Genomic DNA, 25,362 nt, shown 5'->3' with positions numbered 1-25,362 from the left:
ACCGGTACGAATACCAGATGCAGTTATCCCGCGTTGGCAGCATCGATGCCAAGGTGTGGGTAAGCCAAGAGCTGTCCGCCAACTTTCATTAACTTTTTCAAGGATGTTCTCATGACCTCACGTCGCACTTTCATGGGCCAGTCCGCTGCGGCGGCCTCGGCTCTGGCCTTTCCACTGGTGGGCGGGGCGCAACCCAAGCCTGTCAAAGTGGGCGTCTTGCACCCTGTCACGGGTGCCTTGGCTTACTCGGGTCAGCAGTGCCGCATGGGCGCGCTGATGGCGATTGAGGACATCAACAAAGCAGGTGGCATCAAGTCGCTGGGTGGCGCCAAACTCGAAGCGATGCTGGGCGATGCGCAGTCCAACCCGCAGGCTGGCACGGCGGAAATTGAAAAAATGAACGAAGCCGGTGTGAGCGCCGTGGTGGGGGCCTTTGCCTCGGCCATTTGCTTGGCCACCACGCAAGCAGCAGCCAAGTACAACCTGCCCCATGTGGTGGATGTGGGTGTGGCCGATCAGATTGTCGAGCGAGGCTTGAAAAACACCTTCCGCTTTGGTCCTGGCTACAAAAAATGCGCCGAAGTGGCTGTGTCCAGCCTGCATGTTTTGAACACCGCCGCTGGCAAGCCTGCCCGCACCGTGATGATCGTGCACGAAGAATCTTTGTTTGGCACGGGTACGGCCAATTTGCTGGCCAAAGAATTGCCCGGTTATGGCTATGAAGTCAAAGAAATCATCAAACATGCCAACCCCACGCGTGACTTCAACAACATTGCGCTGCGCATCAAGCAGGTCAACCCTGACATCCTGATTCCGGCCAACTACTACAACGAATACGCTTTGTTGGTGCGCACCTTGCAGCAGCAAAAAATCACACCCAAAGCCATCTATTCGGTGCTGGGTGGTGCGGCGTCGAGCTACAAGTTCGTCAAGGAATTCCCAGAAGCTGCCAACGGCATCATCGATTGCAACCATTGGTTTAACCCCAAAGACAAGCGCTCGACCGAGTTGCGCAAGCGCGTGGAAGCACAGGGCCAGTTCTTCAGCTATGAAGTGTTCATGACCTACACCGCCATGATGCTCCTGGCCGATGCGATCGAACGCGCCAAGTCGACCGACCGGGCGGCCATCATCGATGCGCTGGCCTCGAGCAAATTCGCCAACCACATCATGCCCTACGGCCCCACGCAGTTCGTCAACGGCCAGAACATGGGTGCGCAGCCTTTGATGACCCAGGTCCACAAAGGTGACATCAAGGTGATCGTGCCACGTGATTACCGGGAAATTGAGCCGATTTTCCCGCTCAAGGGTTGAAGGCGCGCTGAATTGAAAGATCCCCGATGCTCGACTTGAACATCCTGTTTCCTTCGCTGCTCAATGGCATCACCACTGGTGCTGTCTATGCATTGATTGCGTTGGGCCTGACGCTGATTTATGGCGTGCTGCACATCATCAATTTCGCGCATGGCGCGGCCTTGATGGTGGCGCTGTATGGCGTTTACATGCTCAAGGAAAAGCTCGGGATCGATCCTTACATGGCGCTGCCGATCATGGTGCCTGCCATGTTCGTTCTCGGCTACGCATTGCAGCGCGGCATCATCAACCGCGCCAGCCATGGCAAGGATGAAAACATCCTGCTGGTCACGCTGGGCATCTCCATCGTGCTGGAAAACCTGGCGCTGCTGTTTTTCAAATCCGACACCCGAACCATTGAGACCGCCTACACCCTGACCACGGTCGAAATCGGTCCGGCCTTCATTGCCTTGCCCAAGTTGGTGTCCTTTGCGGGTGCTTTGCTGGTGTCGGCGGTGTTGTTGCTCATCGTGCAAAAAACCGATCTGGGCCGAGCGATCCGCGCTGTGTCCAAGGAAAAGCAGGGGGCCCGGTTGATGGGCATCGATGTGGACCATGTGTACGCCATGTGCTTTGGCTTGGGGCTGGCCAGTTTGGGCGCGGCTGCCTGCTTTTTGATGCCTGCCTATTACGTGAATCCGCAGGTCGGCAATGGTTTTGTCTTGGTGGCCTTCACCATCGTGGTGTTGGGTGGCATGGGCAGTTTTGCCGGCGCATTGCTGGGTGGTTTGCTGATTGGTGTGGTGGAGTCGCTGGGGGGGTTGCTGTTGGGCGAGTCCCTGGGCCAAGTGGGCATTTTTGTGATTTTCATTGTGGTACTTTTGCTCAGACCGCAAGGATTTTTTGGAGCGAAGGCATGAAAGACTTTCGCAACATTGCGCTGTTTGTGGTGGTGGTCGGTGCGGTGCCCTTTTTCACGCAATCGGGGGTGATGCTCAACTTTGTCATGACCTCGCTTTACGCCTGTTTGTTGTCGCAAGCATGGAACATCTTGGGGGGGTATGGCGGACAGTTTTCGTTTGGCCATGCGCTGTTTTTTGGCACCGGTGCTTATGTTCAAGCCATTGCGCAAATGCAGTGGGGTCTGAGCCCCTGGGTGGCTTTGCCCTTGGCCATGGGCTTTGCGGCGGGTGTGGGCGCCTTCGTGGGCGCAGCCTCTTTCCGATATGGGCTCAAGGGTTCGTACTTTGCTTTGGTCACATTGGCCTTTGCCGAGGTGTTCAGGATTTTGGCCACCTCGGTGCCCTTTACCGGCGCAGGTGTGGGTTTGATGCTTCCGCTCAAGGAGTCGGCGTCCAATATGCAATTTGGCAGCCGCGCCGGGTTCATTTGGTTGATGTTGGGGCTGGTGGCCTTGGCCTTGTGCATCACTGCATGGCTGCGCCACTCTCGCTTTGGCGCATACCTGCAAGCCGTGCGCGACAACGAAGACGCGGCCCGAGCCATTGGCGTGAACCCCTTCAGCGTCAAGCTGATCGCCACCATTTTGTCGGGTGGCCTGATGGGTGCTGGTGGCGCTTTTTATGTACAGGTCTTTCAGTACATCGACCCGGCCATTGCATTTGGTTCACACACTTCGGTCGAGGCCCTGGTGGGCGCGATCGTGGGCGGATTGGGCACGTTGTGGGGGCCGCTTTTGGGGGCCGTCAGCTTGCACATCCTGGCCGACCTGACACGTAATCTGTTTGGCCAGTTGCCCGGCATCAATATGGTGATATATGGCGTGGTGCTGATCGTGATCGTGATGTTCCTGCCGCGCGGCATTGCGGGGCTGGGCACCATCACACCACTGCAGTGGCTGCGTGGCGGCAAGTCTGGTGGAGAAAAACCATGAGCACGCTGCTGCAACTCGAGGGCTTAGGCAAGTCTTTTGGTGGCCTCAAGGCGGTGCAAAACGTGAGCATGTCGGTCACCGAAGGGCGCTTGAGCGCCCTGATTGGCCCCAACGGAGCGGGCAAGACCACCTTGTTTGCGCTCATGTCGGGTTTTCTCACCCCTGACATGGGCCGTGTATTGTTTACCGGTCAGGACATCACCGGCCAGCCACCGCACCTGAATGCCCGCATGGGCCTGACGCGAACTTTTCAGATCGTGCAGCCCTTTGCAGCACAAACCGTGCGCGAAAACATCGCGGTCGGGGCGCACCTGCATTGGCCTGGCCGCTCGCAAGCGCTCGAATTTGCCGAGTCGGTCGCGCTGCAAGTGGGCTTGACGCCTCAGCTCGACAAATTGGCCAGCGACCTCACGGTGGCCGGGCGCAAGCGGCTGGAGCTGGCGCGTGCATTGGCCACGAGGCCCCGCTTGCTGCTGCTCGACGAGGTGCTGGCCGGATTGAACCCGCAAGAAATCGCCGAGATGATCCCGGTGGTGCAAGGCATTGCACAAAGCGGTGTGACGGTGCTGATGATCGAGCACGTCATGCAAGCGGTGATGAGCCTGGCCCAAGAGGTCTGGGTGCTGGCCCAAGGACAACTGATTGCCCAGGGCACCCCGGCCGAGGTCACCCACAACCCTGCTGTGATCGAGGCTTATCTGGGCCACGGCACGGCCGAGCGTTTGCACAAGAACACAGCCCATGCGCAGTCCGCCCAGGAGGTTCAGGCATGAACGCTTTGTTGAATGTTCAGGGACTCAAATCCGGCTACGGTGTGGTCGAGGTCTTGCGCGGTGTGGCGCTGCAGGTCATGCCCGGCGAACTGGTCGCGCTGTTGGGGAGCAACGGCGCGGGCAAGACCACGCTCAATCTCACACTCAGCGGCTTGGTGGCCGCGCGCGCAGGACAAGTGGCTTTCAACGGTCAAGACATCACCGGACTGCATTCACGGCAGGTGGTCAAGCACGGCCTGATCCAGGTGCCCGAAGGCCGCAAGGTGTTTCCCAACCTGAGCGTGCACGAGAACCTGGAGCTGGGTGCCTTCACGCGTGGCCGTGAGCGGCGGGCGCAAAACCTGGACAAGGTCTACGAGACCTTTCCACGATTGAAAGAGCGCGTGGCCCAGTTGGCAGGCACTTTGAGCGGTGGTGAGCAGCAGATGCTGGCCATTGGCCGGGGTCTGATGGCCGAGCCGCGCTTGTTGATTCTGGACGAACCATCGCTGGGTTTGTCCCCCTTGTTGGTGGAAGAGTTGTTTGGCCTGATCGCTCAGCTGCGCAGCAGCGGTCTGGCGATCTTGCTGGTGGAGCAAAACGTGGGCCAGTCGCTCGACATCGCTGACCGGGCTTACGTGATGGAAAACGGGCAAATCCGTTTCAGCGGCACACCGGCCCAGTTGTTGGCCAGTGACACGCTGCGGCAAGCCTATCTGGGCATGTGAGGCCAGATTGTGCTTTGAGGGCATTGAGGGCATTGGGGTTCCCCTGCCGCAGGGACCTGATGGATTGGAAGACACGAAGGACAGCCTTATGACACATACATCTGCTTTGCAGCAAACCAAGACCATGCGCCGTGCGTTGGTGTTGGGCACGTTTCTGGTTGGTGCCACTTGGGCGGCAGGGGCTCAGGCCCAGTCGCAACCGCCCATCAAAATTTTGGTGGGTGCCCCCGCAGGCGGCACCACCGACACCATGGCCCGCACCCTGGCGCAGGTGTTGGGTTCGCAACTGGGCCGCACGGTGGTGGTCGAAAACAAGCCTGGTGCGGGCGGCAATCTGGCTGCTGATGCCGTGGCCAAGGCCGCACCCGATGGCAACACCTTGCTCATGAGCTTCACCAGCCATGCCATCAATGCTTCGCTGTACCCCAGTTTGCCCTTCGATCCGGTGAAAGACTTCACGCCCTTGACCATGGTGTCCACTTCGCCATCGATTTTGGTGGCCCACCCTAAGGTGTCCGCCAACAACGCGGCCGAGTTGGTCAAACTGGCTAAAACCAAGCCGGGCCAGCTGAACTTTGCCATTGGGGCTCTGGGCTCGTCGCTGCACATGGCGGGCGACGCGTTCAAGATGCAGGCAGGCGTTTTCATCGTCAACATTCCTTACCGGGGCACGGCTCCTGCGGTGCAAGACGTGCTGGCCGGTCAGGTGGACCTGATGTTTGCGGCAGTCGGCAATGTGCAGTCGCACATCAAGGCGGGCAAACTCAAGGCCCTGGGGGTCACCAGCGCCAAGCGTCTGGCGGCATTCCCCGATGTGCCCGCGATTGGCGAGAGCCTGCCAGGCTACGAGTCCAGCGCCTGGTTTGGCCTGTTTGGCCCGGGTCGCATGAGCCCCGATGTGGCCAAAAAGTTGGCCGATGCAGCACGTGCCGCAGTGCAGTCGCCTGAGGTGAAGCGGCGCATCGAAAACGAAGGGGCCACACCTGTGGGCAACAGCCCTGAAGAATTTGCCCGGTTTGTGGACAGCGAGATTGTTCGCTGGCGCAAGGTGGTTCAGTACGCTGGAGCGAAACCCGAATGAACGCTGCTGTGTCGCAAACCCTGGCTCAAAAACTCATTGCCCGAGCGTCGGGGCGCGCCCATGTGGCCGTGGGTGAGGTGGTCACCTGCCAGGTGGACCTGGCCATGTTCCACGACTCGTCTGGCCCACGTCGGCTCAAGCCCATGCTCGACGAGTTGGGGGCTGAAATTTGGGACAAAAACAAAGTGGTGCTGGTGTTGGATCACTATGTGCCTGCACAAGACGCCGATGCCCAAAAGATCATCCAGCTCACCCGTGACACAGCCAAACAATGGCAATTGCCGCATGTGATCGACAGCGAAGGCATTTGCCATGTGGTGCTGCCTGAGCGAGGCCATTTGAAGCCCGGCATGTTTGGCGTGGGCGGCGACTCGCATTCGCCAACAGGTGGTGCTTTTGGTTGCTACATGTTTGGCATCGGCGCGACCGAGATGTTGGGCGTGTGTGTGACGGGCCAAATTTGGGTGCAGGTGCCGCGCACATTGCGCATGCACTGGTCGGGCCGCTTGCAACATGGCGTGTCGGCCAAGGACATGATGCTGCACATGGTGGGCCGCTTTGGCATGAACGGTGGCCAATACCAAGCGGTTGAGTTTGCGGGCTCTGCCGTGCAGGCACTGTCCATGGCCGAGCGCATGACCCTCTCCAACATGAGTGCAGAGATGGGCGCGCAGGCGGGTCTGATCGCGGCCGATGAAACCACCTTGAAATACCTGCAGGATGTGGGCGTGGACAAGTCGCATTTGACCCGGGCCCAGCAGTGGCATACCGACGAAGATGCCGAGTTTGAGCAGCACAATTTTGATGCCAACCGCTTGAACCCCCAAGTGGCCGCGCCGCACAGCCCGGCCAACACACGGGATGTGGCCGATTTTTCTGACATCCAACCCAGCATTGCTTACATCGGTGCCTGCACCGGGGCCAAGCTGGAAGACCTGCGTGCTGCCGCGTCGGTGCTCAAGGGCCATCGCGTGGCTGCCGGTGTGCAACTCATGGTGGCCCCAGCCAGTGCCCGTGAACAAGCGCAAGCCACGCAAGAAGGCGTGATGCAAATTCTGCAAGATGCCGGGGCCATCGTGTTGCCCAACAGTTGCGGCGCGTGCGCAGGCTATGGCGCAACTTTCCCTGAAGGATCGACGGTGATTTCGACCACTGCCCGCAACTTCAAAGGCCGCATGGGGCCGGCCAGCGTGAATGTGTATTTGGCCTCGCCCTACACAGTGGCGGCCTCGGCTTTGCGCGGGCACATCTGCGATGCGCGCGAGGTGCTCGCATGATGCAGCGCGCATTTCACAACGCACGGGCTTGGCGCTTGGGTGCCGATGTGGACACCGATGCCCTGGCCCCGGGCGCTTACATGAAGCATGGCCTGGAAGTGATCGGCTGGCATTGCCTTGAGGCGGTGCGCAGCGATTTCGCATCCGGTGTCCGTGAGGGCGATGTGATCGTGGCAGGGGCCAACTTCGGCATCGGCTCATCGCGCGAGCAGGCCGCCGGTGTGCTGAAGCACTTGGGCCTGGCGGCGGTGATTGCACCTTCATACAGCGGCCTGTATTTTCGCAACGCTTTCAATTTAGGCCTGTTGCTTTTGACCTGCCTGGACGCTGACAAGATCCAAGAGGGCGAGCGCTTGGGCATGCTGTTGGATGGCGACACCCCCGTGTTGGTGCGCGCCAATGGCCAGCGCCTGGCTTGTGCGCCTATCCCCGAATTTTTGATGGACATGGTCGACGCAGGGGGCTTGCTCCCCCTGCTCAAACAAAGGAAGCCCGCATGAATCCCAACGAGACAGTGATGGACCCTGTGACCCTTGCCGTGCTGCGCGGTCGGCTCGAACAAATTGCGGACGAGATGGACGCGACGCTGTACCGCAGCGCCTTCAACCCCATCATTGCCGAAGCACATGACGCCTGCCACGGTCTGTACGACGCCATCACCGGCGATACCCTGATTCAGGGTAAGTCAGGTTTGCCGGTGTTCGTGGGGGCCATGGCTTTTGCCGTACGGGCAGCCATGCGTGTGGCCGCTGAGCGCGGTGGCATGCAGCCGGGCGATGTGTGGTTGTTCAACGACCCGTATGAGGGCGGCACGCACGCCAATGACTTCAAACTGGTCAAGCCCTGCTTTCGTCAGGGGCAGTTGTATTGCTTTTTGGCCTCGGCCGCGCACTGGCACGATGTGGGCGGTGCGGTGCCCGGCAACTACAACCCGGCCGCAACCGAGTGCTGGCAAGAAGCGGTGCAGATCCCGCCGGTGCGCATCTTGCGCGGCGGCGCGCTCGACGACGATGTGCTGGCCATTTTGCGCGCGAACACCCGCCTGCCCGACAGCCTGTGGGGAGATTTGAACGGCCAGTTGGCTGCGCTGGAGCTGGGCGCACGCCGCCTCGATGGTTTGCTGGACGAATATGGCGATGCCAAAGTGGCACAAGCCTTGGTCGAGCTGCGCACACGCGCTGTGCGCTTGATGCGCTCGCACATCGGCAGCTTGCCCGATGGCCGTTACAGTTTTGAAGACGTGCTGGACAACGACGGCGTGAAAGACGAGTTGCTGACCATCGCGCTCGACATGACGGTGAACGGTGACCGTCTCACGCTCGATTTTTCGCGAACCTCGGCGCAGTGCGCAGGCCCGGTGAACATCTCGCGGGCCACGGCGGTGGCCGCTTGTTACGTGGCTTTGAAGCATGTGTTCCCCGATGTGCCCGCCAACGCAGGCGTGCTCGATGCGGTGGACTTCATCATCCCCGATGGCTTGGTCATCAGCGCCTCGCGGCCCCGTCCAGTGGGCGGTTACACCGAAACCATTTTGCGCATGATCGACGTGATCTTCAGCGCCACCGCCTTGGCCGATCCGCAGCGGGCCGTGGCCCATGCCTACGGCACCATCAACGCCTTGTCGATCGCGGGCCACCGTACGGACGAGAAGCGCAAAGGCCAGCGCTGGGTGATGTTCAGCTTTTTTGGCGGCGGCCATGGCGGCCATTCGGATGGCGATGGTCTGTCACACGGCAACGCGCCGATCTCCACCGCCACGATCCCGCCGATGGAAATTTTGGAAGCGGCCTACCCGGTGCGTTTCACCCAGTGGGCCTTGCGCCCCGGCTCGGGTGGCGACGGCCAACACCGGGGTGGTCTAGGGGCGATCTACGAGATCGAATTGCTCGAAGACAGCGCCGAAGCCTTCATCTTTGGCGAGCGCGGCAAGTCGGCGCCCAAAGGCATACACGGCGGTCAACCCGCATTGCCCAATGTGTTTGAGTATTGCCAGAGCGGCGCGTGGAAGACCCCGCCCATGGTCTCGAAGATGCTGGGCATCCAATTGAAAAAGGGCGACCGTGTGCGCCTGCAAACACCCGGTGGCGGCGGCTGGGGTGAGCCTGCGGAACGCTCGGTTCAAGACCGCGCCAAGGACAGTGCACTCGGATACACCAAGGAACAAGCATGAGCGAGCCATCATGGAACCCAGCCCATTGGGTCGTTGGCGTGGACGTGGGTGGGACCTTCACTGACCTGTTTGTGCTGGACGAAAAAACCGGCCAGGCCCGCATTGTCAAAGTGCCGTCGACCCGGGGTGAAGAAGCCCGGGGGTTCATGAATGGCATCGCCAAAGTGACCGGGGCCACGGGGGCCGAAGGGGCCAAAGACATCGCCACCATCGTGCACGGCACCACGGTGGGCACCAACGCCTTGCTGGAACGCAAGATCGCCCGCACCGGCATCATCACCACACGCGGTTTTCGCGATGTGCTGGAGATGCGCCGCCGCGATCGCCCGCAAACCTGGGGCCTGCGCGGCAGCTACACGCCCGTGGTGCCGCGAGCTTGGCGTCTGGAAGTGGACGAGCGCGTGCTGGCCGATGGCCAGTTGCACACGCCTGTGGACCTGGTCCAAGTGCGCGAACAGGCCCGCGCCTTGCTGGCCGAAGGCTGCGAGGCGGTCTGCGTGTTCTTTGTGCACGCCTATGCCAACCCCGGTAACGAACAAGCCGCTGTGGCCGCTGTGCGGGCCATTTGGCCCAACAGCTACGTGACGGCGGCCAGCGAAGTGTTGCCCGAAATTCGCGAGTTTGAGCGCTGTTCCACCGCCACACTCAATGCCGCTTTGCAGCCTGTGGTGGGCAGCTATTTACAGCGCCTGGAGGGTGATTTGCGTGCACAGGGCTTTGGTGGTGAACTGCTGATTGTGCAAAGCAATGGCGGCGTCATGTCGCGCCAGACTGCTTGCGATGTGCCGGTGCGCACTGCACTGTCGGGCCCCGCTGCAGGTGTGATGGCCTGCGCCGAAATCGCCCGCGCTTCGGGTTTTGAAAACGTCATCACCGGCGACATTGGCGGCACTTCGTTTGATGTGTCCTTGGTGGCTGGAGGTGAAGCGGCACTGGCTGCGCAAACCTCTATTGAATTTGGCTTGGTGGTGCGCTCGCCCATGATCCAGATCGAGACCATCGGTGCCGGTGGCGGCTCCATCGCCTCGGTCGATGCGGGGGGCATGCTGCAAGTCGGCCCCGAGTCGGCAGGCAGCATTCCCGGCCCCGCCTGCTATGGGCGTGGCAACACCCGCCCCACGGTGACCGATGCCAATGTGCTGCTGGGCCGCATCGCGGCCGACCGGCCTTTGGGCGGTGGCCTGCTGCAGAAATTGGATTCGGGTTTGTCGGAGCAAGCCATTGCCCAGCATGTGGCCGAGCCTTTGGGCTTGACGGCGTTGGCCGCGGCCGAAGCGATTTTGACGGTGGCCAATGCCCGCATGGCCGGTGCGATCCGCGTGGTGTCGATTGAGCGTGGGCATGACCCACGTCAATTTGCCTACATGCCGTTTGGCGGCGGCGGCGGCCTGCATGTGTGCGCCATGATGCGCGAGGTGGGTGTCACCACCGGCATCGTGCCGCGTTACCCGGGCGTCACCTCGGCGCTGGGCTGTGTCATGGCCGACATGCGACACGATGCGGTGCAGACCCTGAACGTGGCCTTGGCCGATGTGTCCTGGCCTGCTTTGCTGCAACGCGTGGATGGTTTGGCCGAAGCTTGCCAAGTGCGTTTGGACTCTGCGGGTGTGAACTTTGTGCGGGTGGATGAAGTCATCAGCTTTGACATGCTCTACATGGGCCAAACGCACACGCTGCAAGTGCCGGTGAAACTTGAAGCTTTGCATGCGGCAGGCTTGCTGGCCGCTTTTGAAGCCGCTTACCAGCATGCCTTTGGCCGCGTGCTGCGGGGCCCGGTGATCCGTGTGATGAACCTGCGGTATGCCCGCATCGGGCGGCGCCCCAAGTTCGATCTGGCCGTGCTGGCTCCGCAAGGCGAGGGCCGCACCACCCCGGTGGGCCAGCAGCAGGTCTACCACCAGGGCCAGTGGTGGACGGCACAGCGCTTCGAGCGCCTGAGCCTGCCTGTGGGCACCGTGGTGCAAGGCCCCGCCATTTTGGAGCAGCCCGACACCACGGTGTGGTTGGAGCCAGGTTTTGAAGGCCGGGTGGACAAACTGGGCAACCTCTTGGTGGAGCGCACAGCATGAACTTGAAAAATGCGAAATTGGGCATGGTCATTGTCGACTTGCAAAACGATTTTCTGGCCCCCGACGGTGCGTATGCCCGGGGCAATACCCTGAGCGCCGAAGCGGTGAAGTTGCCCGAGCGCATGGCACCGGTGGCGCGTGCCATCAAGGGGCGCGGTGGGTTGGTCACGGCCAGCCTGTTCACCCTGTGGCCAGATGCCCAGGGCGAGCCCATGATTTCGGCGCACCTCAAAGAGCGCCGCCCGTTTTTGCGTCAAGGCGACTTTGCACCGGGCAGCCGGGGCCAGGCCAATGTAGACATGCTCGCGCCCTTGGTCGATGTGTCGGTGTTCAAGGTGGCGTATTCGGCCTTCTTCAACACGCAACTTGATTGGGTACTCAAAAAATCGGGCATCGACACCTTGGTGGTGTGCGGCATCGTCACGAACGGCGGCGTGGCCAGCACGGTGCGTGATGCGCATGTGCGCGATTACCACGCCATTGTGTTGTCGGACGGTTGTGCGGCCTTCAGCGAAGCCGCACACCAAGCGGCTCTGGCCGACATGGCTTCGGTGGGTGATGTGATGGACAGCGCCACTTTTTTGAAGCATCTGGGCTGAAGGCATGGACGCGCCGTTGCCGCAAGTTCGCCCGGCTGCTGAACTTTCAGCCCATGTGCATGCCGACGACCACACACCGGTCGTGATCGTGGGTGCTGGCGCTTGTGGTCTGACCGCTGCGCTGGCTTTGCACCGCTTGGGTGTGGCCTGCGTGGTGCTGGAGCGTGACGCATTTGCCGCTGGATCCACGGCTTTGTCTTCGGGGTTCATTCCGGCGCCTTGCACACAGGCGCAAGAGGCCCAAGGCATCCAGGACAGCGTTGCAGCATTTGCCGCCGACATTCAGGCCAAGGCCCATGGTCAGGCTGCGCCGCATTTGGTGCAGGCCTATGCCCAGCACATCGGTCCGGCCATGGATGCTCTGGCCACCCACCACGGTCTGCCCTGGCAGGTGCTGGACAACTTTTTGTACCCCGGCCACAGCGCCCACCGCATGCACGCCGTACCCGAAAAAACCGGTGCTGGATTGATGAGTCGCCTGCAAGCGGCGGCCGATGCGGCAGGCGTGGTGGTTTTGACGCAAGCGCAGGTGACCGAGCTGTGGGCCGATGGTGTGCAACGCCTCCACGGGGTGGGTTTTGTGCGTCCTGATGGGCAAACCGAGCGCATCCGCTGTGATTTGGTGTTGCTGGCCTGCAATGGTTTTGGCGGGGCCACCGCGATGGTCCAAGACTTGTTGCCCGAGATGGCCGAGGCCACCTATGCGGGCCATGTGGGCAACGACGGCAGTGCCATTGCATGGGGCCAACAACTGGGCGCACGCCTGGCTGACTTGGGCGCGTACCAAGGGCATGGCTCTTGGGCGGTGCCCCAAGGCGCTTTGATTTCGTGGGCGCTCATCATGGAAGGTGGCGTGCAGATCAACGCCCAAGGCCAGCGCTTTCACGACGAAACCCAGGGCTACTCGGAAGCAGCCGTGCAGGTGCTGGCGCAGCCCGGTCGTGTGGCTTGGAATGTGTTCGACGGTGCACTCTTGAATTTTGTGCAGGAGTTCCCCGATTTTGTGGCGGCGCAAAACGCTGGTGCGGTGCAACATTCAGCCGATGCGGCTGAGTTGGCTCAACTGATCGGTTGCCCTTTGGAAGTTTTGCAGGCCACATTGAACGCAGTGAAACCGGGCACCGACACAGCCACGGGCCGCACATTCAAACGTGCACTGCAAGCGCCGTTTCATGCCGTCAAGGTGACCGGCGCTTTGTTCCACACCCAAGGCGGCCTGGACATTGACGCACAAGCCCGCGTGTTGCGTGGAGACGGCACCCCACTGCCCAATTTGCTGGCCGCAGGCGGCGCGGCCCGGGGCGTTTCCGGCCAAGCGGTGTGGGGCTATTTGTCGGGCAACGGCTTGCTCAGCGCCGTGGCGGGCGGGCATATCGCGGCGCACACCGCACAACAACTTTTGAAGGATTCGCCGCCATGAGCCAGCCCCACAATTTGGCCCAATGCCTTTTGGCCCAGCGCTTGCAACAAGAGCAGGCCTTGCTTGCGCCAGGTGTGTACGACGCGCTCACCGCGTTGGTCGCGCAGCAGGCGGGTTTTGAAGCCTTGTACCTGTCGGGCGCATCGATTGCTTACACACGCTTGGGGCGTTCAGACATCGGCCTGACCACCGCCACCGAAGTGGCGCAGACGCTGGCCCACATCACCGACCGGGTCAGCATTCCGGTCATCGTGGACGCGGACACGGGCTTTGGCAATGCGCTCAATACCCAGCGCACCGTGCGTGATTTTGAGCGGGCTGGGGCCGCGATGATCCAGATCGAAGACCAGACTTTCCCCAAACGCTGCGGCCACCTGGACGGCAAAGGTGTGGTGCCGGTGGCCGAGATGCAGGGCAAGCTGCGTGCAGCGCTGGATGCCCGCCATGACCCCAACACCTTGATTTTGGCCCGCACCGATGCGGTGGCTGTGGAAGGTCTGGACGCCGCCTTGGAGCGGGCCGAGCGCTATTTGGAATGCGGCGTTGATGCCTTGTTCATCGAAGCTTTGCGCTCGGATGAGCAGATGAACAGCGCCTGCGCACAGTTTGCCAACCGTGTACCGCTGTTGGCCAACATGGTCGAGGGCGGCAAGACGCCGGTGCAAAGTGCGGCCGAACTGGGTGAGCGCGGTTTCAAAATCGTGATCTTTCCCGGTGGCACAGCGCGTGCAGTGTTGCACATGCTGCAAGGCTATTACGCCAGCTTGCACACACACCAGACCACACGGCCTTGGCAAGCACAGATGCTGGACTTTGATGGCCTGAATGCGGTGATTGAAACGCCGCAGCTGCTGGCCTTGGGACAACGCTACGAAAGCGGGAACAATGCATGACCTCCGGCCTTGTTTTGCGTGGCCTCCAAGTGGGCGACATCGGCTGGATAGCCCACCGCCAGGGCATTTTGTATGCGCAGGAATACGGCTGGGACAGCACGTTCGAGGCCATGGTGGCCGAAATTGCCGCGCAATTTGTCAAAAACTTCGAGCCGGCCAAGGAAAACGCTTGGATCGCCGAGTGCGATGGACGGGTGGTGGGTTCGGTGTTTGTGGTCAAGGTTTCAGACACAGAGGCCAAGTTGCGTCTGTTGTATGTGGAGCCCGAGATGCGCGGCACTGGTTTGGGCCGGCGTTTGACGCAGACCTGCATCGCATTTGCCAAAGACCACGGCTATCAAAAATTGAGTTTGTGGACCAATGACATCTTGCATGCGGCCAGGCACATTTACCAAACGGCAGGTTTTGTCTTGCTGTCTGAAGAGCCGCACCATTCGTTCGGACACCATTTGGTGGGTCAGTATTGGGCGCTCGAACTTTAAATTCAACGACAGGAGACTTCCACGACATTCCCTTCACTTCGCCATGGTCTCAGATGGCTGATGGGCTTCACGGCCTTGGTGGTCATGGCTGCGTCGCAAGCCCAGACAGCTGTGTTTTACCCCACGCAGCCCATCAAAATCATTGTGCCTTTCATGCCAGGCAAAGGCATGGACACGATTGCCCGTGCCGTGGCGCCCCGGCTGAGTGAGCGTTTGGGCCAACCGGTGGTGGTGCAAAACCAGGCAGGTGCCAGCGACAATATAGGCTCGCATGTTGTGGCCAAGTCGGCGCCTGATGGCACACCTTGTTGATCACGGCCAACACCATGCTGATGGCCACGCAAATGACCGCCAAGAGCAGTTACAACCCGATCACCGACTTTGCACCGATTGGCATGACGGCCTAAGGTACCTTGATGTTGGTGGCCCATCCCAAAACGGGGATCAAATCGGCCAGCGACTTGGTGCGCATGGCCAAGGCGCAGCCTGGTCGTCGAGATGCGCCAAATTTTGGACAATTACAAAAAAATCATTGAATTTTCCGTGGAGGCTTTGACAAGCGCTCGTTGAATCTTGAGTTCACCGGTGCTGTCACAAGCGTGTGAAATGGGCACTGACCAGTTTCATTGGCCGGCTGGGCACCAGCCCATTTCAAGCCAGTGCGCATAGCCTGGCTTGAAATCCCAGGCGGTGTGCTGGACCGGTGTGCCCTTGGGCAAGACATGCTCGGTCAGGTGGTCCAGACAGGGGCTGATGGCCCCCATGCGATGCAGCCAGGTTTGGGCCGAAGGGCTGTCCATGGCCACGGGGGCAAGACCCTCTTGGGGTAATGGCAGTGCACCTTTGGGTGCGCAGCGCCCTGACATGCGGTCATGCACACTGCCCCATGCCACCGAGCGCATGTTTTTTTGAATTTGGTACAACTGCCACTCGACACTCGATAAATCCGGTCCTGTGAAGCGCAATTGCCCCAGCACATTGTCAAACCAGAAGAACGCATCGGAATGGGCTTGCACCAGTTGAGGAAGACGGGCCAGGCCATCGCCTGTGTGCATGTGCAATGCCACCCCAAGGTGCTTCAACGTGGTGCCATGGCGCCATCGAAACAAGGGCGCAGCCAAGGGGTCAATGTCCCAGGCGTGAATGGTTTTGAATTGTGCAAGCCAGGCCGTGGGCATCATCCACCCGGCGCTCGCACCGATCAGCACCAGTTGTTGGCGCGGCATGGTTTGCGCCAGCAGCCACGCTTCGATGTGAGCCGATGCCGAGGCCCAGCGCTGTTGAGATCGCCATGCGCGCCAGTGCCAGTGCCATCCACCTGTGAGGTTCATGCGTTACTTGAAATGCTGGGGGTCGTCTGCAACAAACAACTCAAATGATCTTGCCTCGACGCCACCAACCCATCGCTCCACCGCAGGCGACCAACAGCATGCCCAAAAGGGCACACAAAGCAGACACTTCTGTGAGGCGGTGTTTTTTGAGGACAATTTGGGTGCTGATCGAGTCGTAAATTTGCTTCAATTCTTGGGAGCTTTGGGCGCTGAAATACTCTGCCCGTGTGATCTCGGCGATCTTTTTCAAGGTGTCTTCATCGAGCTTGACACGCATTTGCATGCCTTGGGCTTTGAGGACTGTGCCTTGTGTTGTGCCCACACCCACGGTGTACACACGCACACCCAAATCGGCAGCCACTTTGGCCATTTTCAGGGCATCCGGACCGATGTTGCTTTGGCCATCGCTGAGCAAAACAATGGCCGCTGAGGTGTTGGAGCCTGGGGGCACTTTGGGCAAGGCAGGGTTTTTTTTCGTTTTTTCTGTCGCTGACGCAGAGCCACCCGCTGAACCGCCCAAGGGGGTACCGGTGTTCTCTGCGCGGTTTTCACCCTCGATCAGGCCAGGCACATCCAGGCCCGAGCCTGGCAGCATGGCTTGCAGTGCAATCACAATGCCACTGCCAATGGCAGAGCCCGGTTGCAAACTCAGGCTGTCGATGGCCTGCAGCACCAAATCGCGTTGATCGGTGGGCGCTTGCACCAAAGCCGCAGCGCCTGCCACACTGACCAGGCCCAATTTGACTTGGCCTGTTTGTCCCAAAACAAAATTCCTGGCGGCCGCTTGCGCCGCCTCGATCCGACTCGGTGGTACATCGCCGGCGCGCATGCTGCCAGAACTGTCGATGGCCAACATGACGGTGTCCATTCGGCTGGGCAACAACAAAATGGCTTGAGGCCTGGCAATGGCCACCAACAAGATTGTCAACCCCAGCCATTGCAGCGCCGCTGGGGCATGGCGGCGCCAGTTTTTGGCGCCTGTGACTTGGGCATCCAGGCCAAGCCAAGCGCTGGTGGGGCGTCTCTTATTTCGCAGCCAAGCCAGGTACAGTCCCCAGACCACCGGCATGATGGCCAGTGCCCAAAGCAGGCGGGGCCAGACAAATTGGACCGAGTGCCATTCAGGCATGCAAGCCCCCAGGGTTGCGTGCAGCCCAATCTACCGCGCCCGCAGGTGCCATGGCTCCCGAGCTGACGCTTGCGTTCACGCCCGCGCCCATTTGGCTGACGCGTTTGCGCAGTTGTGCAAACCGCAGCAAGGACAGGTCCAGCGCCTCGTCTGTGCGCAGCACCAAACCATCGACACCGGCTTGGGCCAAGCCCATGCGCAGCGCAGCCTCTCTTTTTTGGGCCAAATCGGCAAAGCGCTTGCGAAAACCGGCATCGTTGGCATCCACCAACAATTGATCACCGGTTTCCGCATCTTGTAACCACAGCATGCCCACATTGGGCAATTCCAGCTCCAAGGGGTCTTGCAAGCGCAGCGCCACGACATCATGGCGCCGTGCCAACATGGCCAGTGGTTTTTCCCAGCCGGGCTCGCTGATGAAGTCAGAGACCACAAACACCACCGAGCGACGCCGCACCACCGACAGGGTTTGTGCCAACCACAGGGACAGTGCGGAGCACTGTGCAGAGGTCGATGCATCCTTTGACGGGGTGGTCTTGAGCAAGGTGTGGACCAGGTGCAGCAGGTGACGCCGCCCGCTTCGCGCTGGCAACACGCAGTGGGCTTGGGTTTGGCCATTGAAGACCAAAGCGCCCACGCGGTTGCCATGCCTTGTCAGCATCTGGCCTAAAAGGGCCACCGCTTCGCAGGCCCGTTCGCGTTTGCTGGTGCCGCCGGAGCCGAAACTTGTCGATCCCGACAAATCCACCACAAACCAAGCCGCCACTTCGCGGTCTTCTTGGTGCTCTCGGACATAGGGCGTTTGCATGCGCGCGGTCACGTTCCAGTCGATGTGACGCACATCGTCGTGAGCTTGGTATTCACGCAGATCGGCCAATATCAAGCCTGTACCGCGAAAGAGGCTTCGGTAATCGCCTTGCAATTGGCCATCCAGCCGCTTGAGCACCGTCCATTCCAGCCTTTGCAGCCATTGCGTGGCATCAGACATGGCCGCAAGCCCCGATGGGGGGGTCCCCTGCTGCCCAGCGGTCTTGGGCGGGGTGGGCGTTTCAGTGCGTTTGCGAAACAGGAATTTGAACATGGCGGTCCAAAGGTTTCTCGGGTGCAGGCACAGCCTGCAATATTTTCAGAATCAGTCCATCGGCCGTCATGCCTTCAGACAGTGCTTCATAAGACAGCACCAAGCGATGACGCAGCACGTCAGGCACCAGGTCGATCAGGTCTTGTGGCAAGGCGTAAGGTCGCCCACGCAAGAATGCCAATGCCCGTGCCCCTTCAATCAGGCTGATGGTGGCGCGCGGGCTGGCGCCAAAGGTCAAGTAAGAGGCCAATTGCGGCAAACCGCAGCGCACCGGATCGCGTGTGGCCGAGACCAGTTTGACCGCGTACTGCACCAAGGCGGGGTCCACATAACCTTGACGGCACTGGGCTTGCAAGGCCATCAGCTGGTCGGTGTCGACCACCGCGGCGGCTGTCGCCGGCATGCCGGTGACGCGTTGCACGATTACAAACTCCTCTTCTTCAGTGGGGTAGCCCACCAGCACTTTCATCATGAAGCGGTCCACCTGCGCTTCTGGCAAGGGGTAGGTGCCTTCGGTCTCGATCGGGTTTTGGGTGGCCATGACCAAAAAAGGCCGTGGTACAGCGTGGGTTTCGCCGGCAATCGTGACCTGTCTTTCCTGCATCACCTCGAGCAAGGCGCTTTGCACTTTGGCGGGGGCGCGGTTGATCTCGTCGGCCAACAGTAAATTGGCAAAAACCGGTCCTAAAACGGTGCTGAACTCGCTGGTTTTTTGGTTGTACATGCGCGTGCCCACCAGATCAGCCGGTAGCAAGTCAGGGGTGAACTGGATTCTTTTGAAGCTGCCGCGCACGGCCTTCGCCAGGGTGTTGACGGTCAGGGTTTTGGCCAGCCCGGGCACCCCTTCGATGAGAAGATGCCCCTGTGCCAAGATGGCCACCAAGATCCTTTCCAAAAACGCGTCCTGGCCGACCACCACGCGTTTGACTTCGTAGAGCACACGCTCCATGAGTGCAGCATTCACGCTGGAAGTGGGGGGCGTCTGGCCCTGGTTCCAAGCCAATTCAGAGGGGTTCATGCACAAGGCCTTTCAAGATCGGGGGGTTGAGAAGGGTCATCCATCGGGGCGATCAAAATGGGGGAATGCCCAGGCTGGACCCCGCGCTTTCAATGGTGGCCGCAAACACAATGCCGATGAAAGTGCGGTCCGATGTGGGGTTCAAGATGGCGGTGACAATGCCCACCACTTCGCCGGCCATGTTGATGAGGGGGCCACCGGAATTGCCCGGGTTGGCTGCGGCATCGGCTTGGATCAAACCGCGCATCATGGTTTTGCCTTCCGAGCCGAATTGTCGGTTCAGGCCCGAAACCACGCCGGCCGACACCGAAGGGCCAATACCAAATGGAAAACCAACCGCCGCCACTTCGTCTCCCGGCTGCAGATTTTGGCTGCTGCCCAAGGTGGCGGGCTGCAAGTCATCGGGCAGGCGACTGGCCTTGATCACGGCCAGGTCGTTGTGGGGTTGAACGGCGATCACCTGTGCATCCGACTCCAGACCATCGGCAAAAGTCACTTGAATGCGCTTGGCCCCTTGAACCACATGCAAGTTGGTCAGGATGATGCCTTCTTCAGAGATGACCACGCCCGAGCCGACCCCGCTGTCTTGCAATCCACCCTGTGGATTTTTCTTGTCTTCGTCTTGCGTGCGCACGCGCACCACGGCAGGTGCGATCCGCAGCGCTGCGCGGGCTGCGCGGGAGGGCAACTCTTGCGTGTTCAAGGTGTGCAATACCGCGGCATGGATGTCGTCTTGCGTGATGGCCTGTGCAGGTTGGGCAAGGCGGGTCAAGGCCCAGGTGAGCACGGCCGAGACCACCGCCATCCAGAAAAAAGCCACCCACAAAGGCAAACGTTGAATTGTTGCTGCATGCCAAAACGACTTGGGCAGGGCAGCGGACCCTTGGCCGGTCAAGGGTGCAGGGGGTGGTCGGCTGTAAAGTGCGGCGCGTTTCATGGGTGGCGTGGCCTTCGGTGATACAGTGACAAATCTGCATCCATCCTGCCACACAACATGCACTTTATCTGGCCCGAGGGGCTTTGGCTATTGCTGTTGATCCCCCTGTTGGTGGCGGGGTACATCTGGGCTTTGCGCCGCCAACGTACCGTGACGGTGCAGTACCCGAGCTTGGGATTGATTCGACCCGCATTGGGTGCCAGCAGCCGGATTCGGCGACACATCCCCCCTGCGTTGTTGCTCGTCGCATTGACCCTTGTTCTTTTAGGGGCAGCCCGCCCCAGTGCGCGGGTGAGTTTGCCCGCCGATTACATGACGTTGGTCTTGGCCATGGATGTCTCGCGCAGCATGCGGGCCGAGGATGTGCCACCGAGCCGAATTGTGGCGGCACAACAGGCAGCCAAAACGTTTTTGCAAGATTTGCCTGCCCATGTGCGTGTGGCCGTGGTGACTTTTGCGGCCAATGCGCAATTGGTGCAATCGGCCACGGACCAAAAAGAAAGTTTGTTGGCGGCCATCGACGGTTTTCAGCTGCAACGGGGCACGGCCACCGGCAGTGGCTTGCTGGTAGCGCTCAACACCTTGTTGCCCGAATCGGCCATTGATCTGGAGACGGTGTTGTACGGTGCCGAGTTCAAGTTGGGGCAATTGCGTCCACAAGGCGGCCCAGGTGCAGGACGTTCATTGGACCAACGCTCAGACAAAGCAGCGCCCGCCACTGACAAACCAGCGCCGGTCGGCTCGTACACCGCGGGGGCGGTGATTTTGCTGTCAGACGGACGGCGAACCGTCGGTCCAGACCCTTCAGAGGTGGCCAAGTGGGCCGCATCCAAAGGGGTGCGTGTTTACACCGTGGCCTTTGGCACCCCCAATGGTTTCATTCCGGGTTTGGAGGGTTTTTCTTTTTATGCCAAGGTGGATGAAGAAGCCCTGCAAGATGTGGCTGCCACCACCGGCGCAGAGTTTTTTCGGGCCACCAACGCCAGTGAACTTGCTTCCATCTACCAGCATCTCTCCTCCAAATTCACATTGGAGCGCCGTGACACCGAAATCACCGCCTTGTTCGCTGCTTTGGCCTTTGCGTTGACCCTGTTGGCGCTGGCCTTGTCCATGCGGTGGTTCCGCCACTGAGTTCGTTGTCAAGCAGTCATGTGGGTGACTGGAAGGGCTCAGCCATGCGGTTAACTTTGTCGCTTCTTGCCAACCCCATTTCCTATAGATCAGACGCTCCCATGACCGAAAGATTCACCCAAATTGCCTACGAATCCTTGGCGCCTGAGGTGCGGCCGTTGGCCGATGACATTTTGCGGGTCTCCAGTGCTGGCTTGGGTGGGCCCTACAACGCTTTGTTGCGCAGCCCCGAAATGGCCAGGCGTGCCTTTGATTTTCTGGATTACTTGCGTTTCAAGACCTCGGTCAATCTGCGCCTGAACGAATTGGCGATCTTGATTCAGGCACGCATTGCCAATGCGCAATTCGAGTGGTGGGCGCATGAGCGAATTGCCCGCAAAGCCGGCTTGTCCGACGCCTTGATGCGCGAATTGCAGCAATGCCAACGCCCCCAAAGCATGCAGGCCGATGAGCGCCTGGTGTATGACTATTGCGTTCAGTTGTCGCTCAACCACCGCGTCCCCGACGATCTTTGGCAAGAAGCCGTGGCCCAGATGGGTGAACAAGCTGTGGTGGACCTGACGGTGTTGTCGGGCACCTATGTCATGGTGTCCATGTTGCTCAATGCCACGCAGGTGGGCATTCCGGATGGCAACGCCGAGCCCTTGCAGGTCTTGAGCCCGCTGGAAATTCGCCAGCGCTTGCTGGCTTGAACAGACATGTCGATCGTTTCAAGGGAAAAGGAGACCCCCATGGGCATGCGTTTCATTCGTTCGGGTTTGGCCTTTTTGCTGGCCGCCAGTGTCTTGCAGATTTCGGCGCAGGACTTTCCAAGCCGCGCCATCACCATGGTCATGCCCTATGCCCCGGGTGGACCGGGTGACACCATCACCCGCGTGTTTGCCGGGGCCATGCAAAAGCATTTGGGCCAGCAAATTGTGGTGGACAACACCGCAGGCGCATCGGGCTCGATCGGAACGGCCAAGGTGGCCCGTGCCAAACCCGACGGATACACTTTGCTGATGATCCATGTAAGCCATGCCACCAACGTGGCCATGTACAAAAGCCTGCCCTACCACCCGGTGGATGACTTCGACCCGATTGGTCGGGCCACCAGCGGCCCGATGGTCATTGTGACGCGCAACGATTTCCCTGCCAAAAATCTCAACGAGTTTGTGGCCTACGTGAAAGCCAATGGTCCCAAGGTCAGCTTGGCCCATGCGGGTGTGGGATCGGCTTCGCACCTGTGTGGCTTGATGATGATGAACGCCCTGAACGTCAAGCTCAACGAAATTCCCTACAAAGGCACAGGTCCAGCCCTCACCGATTTGATGGGCGGGCAAGTGGATATCTTGTGTGATCAAACTTCGGGCACGGTGCCTTCGGTCAAAACCGGCAAGATCAAGGCTTATGCTTCGGCGGGCAAAGCGCGCCTGCCGCAATTGCCAGATGTGCCGGCCATTTCAGAAGCGGGCGTGGAGGGCTTTGACATCAATATTTCTTTTGGCTTGTACGCCCCCAAAGGTTTGCCCAAACCTGTGATCGAGCAGTTGACCTCGGCTTTGCAAAAGTCAGTGGGTGATGCCGAGGTGCGTCAGCGCCTGGAGGCCATGGGCATCACGGCGGTGAACCTGGACCAGGCCAGACCCGATGCGCTGAGGGCCCATTTGAAATACGAAATCGATACCTTGGGAGGCTTGTTGGTCAAGGCGGGCGTCAAAGCCAATTGACAGCCCGCTCAGTGGTTGGGGCCCATGGGTGTGAGTCTCGCTTGTTCAGGAGATGAAACGATGAAAAACTGGTGGCCCTTGCTGCTGACTTTGGTGATCCAGGCCATGGTGGCCATGGCCTTGCTGACTTTACCGGTCATGGCCCCTGTGGTGGCCCAAGCCCTGGCGGTGTCGCCTGCGCTGGTGGGCTTGTATGTCTCGGTGACCTATGCCGGGGCCATGGTGGCCACCTTGATGGGCGGTGCCACGGTGGCCCGCATGGGGGCGATACGTGTCAGTCAGTGGGGCTTGGTCTTGTGCGCTTTGGGCTTGATTTTGTGTGCTGTACCTTGGCTACCCGCCATGTTTTTAGGAGCAGTACTGATCGGTTTGGGTTACGGCCCGATCACCCCGGCCAGCTCGCACTTGCTGGCACGCACCACGCCCAAGAACCAGATGTCGCTGGTGTTTTCGATCAAGCAAACGGGCGTGCCACTGGGCAGCATGCTCGCGGGCGCAGTGGTGCCGCCTTTGGCCTTGTTCATCCAATGGCAGCTGAGCATGGTGTTTGTGGCAGCGCTGTGCCTGGTGTGCGCTGCAGTGTCACAGTCTTTGCGGCTTGAACTCGACAGTGACCGTCAAGCCGGGGCAACCATCCATTGGGGCAGTTGGATCCAGCCCATTCGTTTGGTGGTGGCGCACCGCGCTTTGTTCACCATGGCGTCTTGCTCGTTCATGTTTGCCATGGTCCAGCTGTCTTTGACCACTTACCTGGTCACTTTTTTGCATGAAGACTTGTCATATGGTTTGGTGGCCGCAGGTTTGGCCCTGTCAGTGACGCAGTTGGGCGGCATTGGCGGGCGCGTGGTGTGGGGTTATGTGGCCGACCGTTGGCTGGGGGCAGGGCGCATGCTGCTGCTGTTGGCCAGCATGATGGCTTTGGGGGCCATGGCCTCGGCATTTTTGACCCCCGATACACCGCAAAGCGTGGTGGTCGCCATTTTGGTGGCTTTTGGCGCTTCGGCCATCGGCTGGAATGGCGTGTACCTTGCCGAAGTGGCTCGCCGTGCGCCTGCAGGACTGGCCAGTATGGCCACAGGCGGCACATTGGCCTTCACTTTTTTGGGCGTCGTTTTGGGTCCGCCCATGTTCGGGGCTTTGTCGAGCCTGTTTGGCACTTACCGTGCGGGTTTTGTCGGTCTGATGGTGATGGCCTGCATCAGCGGCACCGTTTTGTTTTGGACTCAAAGACCCGCTCGCCTGGCCCTTTAGCCGGGCCAGAGGTTCGCTTGGCCAGCAAGGTGCTGGGCCTAGACCGAAAAATGCATGCTGACTTGACCCAACTCCCCGAAGTCCGCCTTCGCCGAGTCTGCGGGGACCAACTCCAACGGGACCATGCAGGTGCCCGTGGTGACCACATGCCCTTTTTCCAAGGTGATGCTCAAACTCGAAAGTTGGTTCGCTAGCCAAGTCAAGGCGATGCGCGGATCACCGAGTACCCAAGCGCCGGAGCCTGTTCGGCTGTAACGAACGTTTGCGCCTTGATGGACTTGTGCCTCAACCGCATGGGTGCTCAAGTCCAACTGGCGCCAACTCTCCGGTGCTGGAGGACCCAGCACGAAATGACGGGCACAGGCATTGTCGGCCAACAATTGGGCTTCTCCCGCTTCTGTGAAGGGCGCGAGTCGCGAGTCAGGGATTTCGATGGCCGGGTGCAGTGTGGCCACAGCGGCCATGACTTCAGGCAGGCTGAAAGGGGTGGTTTGTGGCAGCAAATCTTGCCCCATGGTGAAGGCGAACTCCGGTTCGGCCACGCGCATGCGGTTGCCCGCTGAAGGCACGGTGGCACCGCTTTCAAACACTTGGCCTGACAACAAGCGCCCCGCCAAAGGGCCGCTGACGTTGATGTGGGCTTGCCCATTGCGGCTGGTGGCAGCGATTTTCCAACCGATGACCTGGCGGCCCGACACAGCAGGCAAATGCGCCTGCGCTTGGTAGCCTTGCATCGGCGTCAAAGGCCTGCAGTTTTCTGGAAAACTGGGGAAGACCTGCTCTGACTGCCATTGCGCCCAAACCATTTGGGCCGCTTGTTGGCTTGGAGAGGCGGCACTGGATGTCGGATTTGTGGGTGTTGTCATTTGTGTATTGTTGCGTCTTTCAAAGAAAGGCGCACTGAATTTTGTGTATAATTTCGGGCTTGGTGACGCTGGTCATCCACTTCAAACAATGGGTTTGAAAGTGAACAGTTCTTGGTGATATAGCTCAGTTGGTTAGAGCGCAGCATTCATAATGCTGATGTCGGTGGTTCAAATCCACCTATCACCACCAAATCAAAAGCCCACAGTTTTGCGACTGTGGGTTTTTTGGTTTTTGGCCTTTGCCAGAATGT

At 60.0% G+C, this 25,362-nt stretch carries 25 protein-coding genes, 1 tRNA gene and 1 pseudogene; 21 read left to right on the top strand and 6 right to left on the bottom strand.

What is annotated here, in order from left to right; translation table 11 throughout:
* The 16 genes and pseudogenes from Q0O19_RS02105 to Q0O19_RS02030 form a co-directional block, all read left to right on the top strand.
* A pseudogene (locus tag Q0O19_RS02105) lies at positions 1-92 on the top strand (GntR family transcriptional regulator); the annotation flags it as partial.
* Positions 93-111: 19 nt separating this feature from the next.
* A complete protein-coding gene (locus Q0O19_RS02100; RefSeq protein WP_295519645.1) occupies positions 112-1,314 on the top strand; it encodes an ABC transporter substrate-binding protein in 1,203 nt (400 codons plus the stop codon).
* Positions 1,315-1,340: 26 nt separating this feature from the next.
* Positions 1,341-2,213: a branched-chain amino acid ABC transporter permease gene (locus tag Q0O19_RS02095; RefSeq protein WP_295519643.1), complete on the top strand. Its 873-nt coding sequence runs from the start codon at positions 1,341-1,343 to the stop codon at positions 2,211-2,213.
* Complete coding sequence (locus tag Q0O19_RS02090) at positions 2,210-3,187, top strand: branched-chain amino acid ABC transporter permease (protein WP_295519642.1); 978 nt, start codon at positions 2,210-2,212, stop codon at positions 3,185-3,187. Before Q0O19_RS02095 ends, Q0O19_RS02090 begins: the two co-directional genes overlap by 4 nt.
* The gene (locus Q0O19_RS02085; protein WP_295519640.1) at positions 3,184-3,960 is read left to right on the top strand and encodes an ABC transporter ATP-binding protein; all 777 of its coding nucleotides are present in this window, start codon (positions 3,184-3,186) and stop codon (positions 3,958-3,960) included. Before Q0O19_RS02090 ends, Q0O19_RS02085 begins: the two co-directional genes overlap by 4 nt.
* Positions 3,957-4,667 carry an ABC transporter ATP-binding protein gene (locus tag Q0O19_RS02080; protein WP_295519639.1) on the top strand — a complete coding sequence of 237 codons (711 nt, stop codon included), beginning with the start codon at positions 3,957-3,959 and terminating at the stop codon, positions 4,665-4,667. Before Q0O19_RS02085 ends, Q0O19_RS02080 begins: the two co-directional genes overlap by 4 nt.
* Before the next feature lie 124 nt (positions 4,668-4,791).
* A complete protein-coding gene (locus Q0O19_RS02075) occupies positions 4,792-5,748 on the top strand; it encodes a tripartite tricarboxylate transporter substrate binding protein (RefSeq protein ID WP_295519653.1) in 957 nt (318 codons plus the stop codon).
* Positions 5,745-7,025, top strand: a complete 1,281-nt coding sequence (locus Q0O19_RS02070) for a 3-isopropylmalate dehydratase large subunit (protein WP_295519637.1) — start codon at positions 5,745-5,747, stop codon at positions 7,023-7,025. Before Q0O19_RS02075 ends, Q0O19_RS02070 begins: the two co-directional genes overlap by 4 nt.
* Positions 7,022-7,525, top strand: a complete 504-nt coding sequence (locus Q0O19_RS02065; protein ID WP_295519635.1) for a 3-isopropylmalate dehydratase — start codon at positions 7,022-7,024, stop codon at positions 7,523-7,525. The genes Q0O19_RS02070 and Q0O19_RS02065 overlap by 4 nt, the downstream gene beginning before the upstream one ends.
* Positions 7,522-9,195, top strand: coding sequence for a hydantoinase B/oxoprolinase family protein (locus Q0O19_RS02060; RefSeq protein ID WP_295519633.1), 1,674 nt, complete (start codon positions 7,522-7,524; stop codon positions 9,193-9,195). The genes Q0O19_RS02065 and Q0O19_RS02060 overlap by 4 nt, the downstream gene beginning before the upstream one ends.
* Positions 9,192-11,264: a hydantoinase/oxoprolinase family protein gene (locus Q0O19_RS02055; protein ID WP_295519631.1), complete on the top strand. Its 2,073-nt coding sequence runs from the start codon at positions 9,192-9,194 to the stop codon at positions 11,262-11,264. The genes Q0O19_RS02060 and Q0O19_RS02055 overlap by 4 nt, the downstream gene beginning before the upstream one ends.
* Positions 11,261-11,863 carry a cysteine hydrolase gene (locus tag Q0O19_RS02050; protein ID WP_295519629.1) on the top strand — a complete coding sequence of 201 codons (603 nt, stop codon included), beginning with the start codon at positions 11,261-11,263 and terminating at the stop codon, positions 11,861-11,863. The genes Q0O19_RS02055 and Q0O19_RS02050 overlap by 4 nt, the downstream gene beginning before the upstream one ends.
* Before the next feature lie 4 nt (positions 11,864-11,867).
* Positions 11,868-13,283 (top strand): FAD-dependent oxidoreductase, encoded by a 1,416-nt coding sequence (locus Q0O19_RS02045; RefSeq protein WP_295519627.1) that lies wholly within the window; start codon positions 11,868-11,870, stop codon positions 13,281-13,283.
* Positions 13,280-14,176 (top strand): isocitrate lyase/PEP mutase family protein, encoded by an 897-nt coding sequence (locus Q0O19_RS02040; protein ID WP_295519626.1) that lies wholly within the window; start codon positions 13,280-13,282, stop codon positions 14,174-14,176. Before Q0O19_RS02045 ends, Q0O19_RS02040 begins: the two co-directional genes overlap by 4 nt.
* On the top strand, positions 14,173-14,658 hold the full coding sequence (locus Q0O19_RS02035; RefSeq protein ID WP_295519625.1) for a GNAT family N-acetyltransferase: 486 nt from the start codon (positions 14,173-14,175) through the stop codon (positions 14,656-14,658). Before Q0O19_RS02040 ends, Q0O19_RS02035 begins: the two co-directional genes overlap by 4 nt.
* 60 nt (positions 14,659-14,718) lie before the next feature.
* The gene (locus tag Q0O19_RS02030; RefSeq protein ID WP_295519624.1) at positions 14,719-14,970 is read left to right on the top strand and encodes a tripartite tricarboxylate transporter substrate-binding protein; all 252 of its coding nucleotides are present in this window, start codon (positions 14,719-14,721) and stop codon (positions 14,968-14,970) included.
* Between the two features lie 311 nt (positions 14,971-15,281).
* On the opposite strand, the gene Q0O19_RS02025 is transcribed toward Q0O19_RS02030, so the two are convergent.
* From Q0O19_RS02025 to Q0O19_RS02005, 5 genes are all read right to left on the bottom strand, one after another.
* On the bottom strand, positions 15,282-15,989 hold the full coding sequence (locus tag Q0O19_RS02025; protein ID WP_295519623.1) for a hypothetical protein: 708 nt from the start codon (positions 15,987-15,989) through the stop codon (positions 15,282-15,284).
* A 40-nt stretch (positions 15,990-16,029) separates the two neighbouring features.
* A complete protein-coding gene (locus Q0O19_RS02020; protein WP_295519621.1) occupies positions 16,030-17,118 on the bottom strand; it encodes a VWA domain-containing protein in 1,089 nt (362 codons plus the stop codon).
* Positions 17,111-18,106 (bottom strand): DUF58 domain-containing protein, encoded by a 996-nt coding sequence (locus Q0O19_RS02015; RefSeq protein ID WP_295519651.1) that lies wholly within the window; start codon positions 18,104-18,106, stop codon positions 17,111-17,113. Before Q0O19_RS02015 ends, Q0O19_RS02020 begins: the two co-directional genes overlap by 8 nt.
* A 61-nt stretch (positions 18,107-18,167) precedes the next feature.
* Entirely contained in the window at positions 18,168-19,148 is a 981-nt protein-coding gene (locus Q0O19_RS02010) for a MoxR family ATPase (RefSeq protein WP_295519650.1), read from the bottom strand.
* Between the two features lie 121 nt (positions 19,149-19,269).
* The gene (locus Q0O19_RS02005) at positions 19,270-20,154 is read right to left on the bottom strand and encodes a trypsin-like peptidase domain-containing protein (RefSeq protein WP_295519620.1); all 885 of its coding nucleotides are present in this window, start codon (positions 20,152-20,154) and stop codon (positions 19,270-19,272) included.
* Positions 20,155-20,211: 57 nt separating this feature from the next.
* On the opposite strand from Q0O19_RS02005, the gene Q0O19_RS02000 reads away from it, so the two are divergent.
* The 4 genes from Q0O19_RS02000 to Q0O19_RS01985 all read left to right on the top strand — a co-directional run bounded on the left by Q0O19_RS02000 (position 20,212) and on the right by Q0O19_RS01985 (position 24,245).
* Entirely contained in the window at positions 20,212-21,285 is a 1,074-nt protein-coding gene (locus tag Q0O19_RS02000) for a VWA domain-containing protein (protein ID WP_295519618.1), read from the top strand.
* 101 nt (positions 21,286-21,386) lie between these two features.
* Positions 21,387-21,977 carry a carboxymuconolactone decarboxylase family protein gene (locus tag Q0O19_RS01995; protein ID WP_295519616.1) on the top strand — a complete coding sequence of 197 codons (591 nt, stop codon included), beginning with the start codon at positions 21,387-21,389 and terminating at the stop codon, positions 21,975-21,977.
* Between the two features lie 39 nt (positions 21,978-22,016).
* Entirely contained in the window at positions 22,017-22,994 is a 978-nt protein-coding gene (locus Q0O19_RS01990; protein WP_295519614.1) for a tripartite tricarboxylate transporter substrate-binding protein, read from the top strand.
* 60 nt (positions 22,995-23,054) lie between these two features.
* The gene (locus Q0O19_RS01985) at positions 23,055-24,245 is read left to right on the top strand and encodes an MFS transporter (RefSeq protein ID WP_295519612.1); all 1,191 of its coding nucleotides are present in this window, start codon (positions 23,055-23,057) and stop codon (positions 24,243-24,245) included.
* A gap of 38 nt (positions 24,246-24,283) precedes the next feature.
* Here Q0O19_RS01985 and Q0O19_RS01980 read toward each other — a convergent pair whose 3' ends face one another.
* Positions 24,284-25,111: a hydratase gene (locus Q0O19_RS01980; protein WP_295519611.1), complete on the bottom strand. Its 828-nt coding sequence runs from the start codon at positions 25,109-25,111 to the stop codon at positions 24,284-24,286.
* A 113-nt stretch (positions 25,112-25,224) separates the two neighbouring features.
* On the opposite strand from Q0O19_RS01980, the gene Q0O19_RS01975 reads away from it, so the two are divergent.
* A tRNA-Met gene (locus tag Q0O19_RS01975) sits at positions 25,225-25,301 on the top strand.
* Positions 25,302-25,362: the final 61 nt, after the last annotated feature.

Origin of the sequence: Limnohabitans sp. Rim8 (genome assembly GCF_945869175.1) — a bacterium.
In the GTDB taxonomy this organism is placed as follows: domain Bacteria; phylum Pseudomonadota; class Gammaproteobacteria; order Burkholderiales; family Burkholderiaceae_C; genus Limnohabitans_A.
Note: the sequence above shows the minus strand (reverse complement) of the source record. Positions and strands in the feature narration are given on the sequence as shown.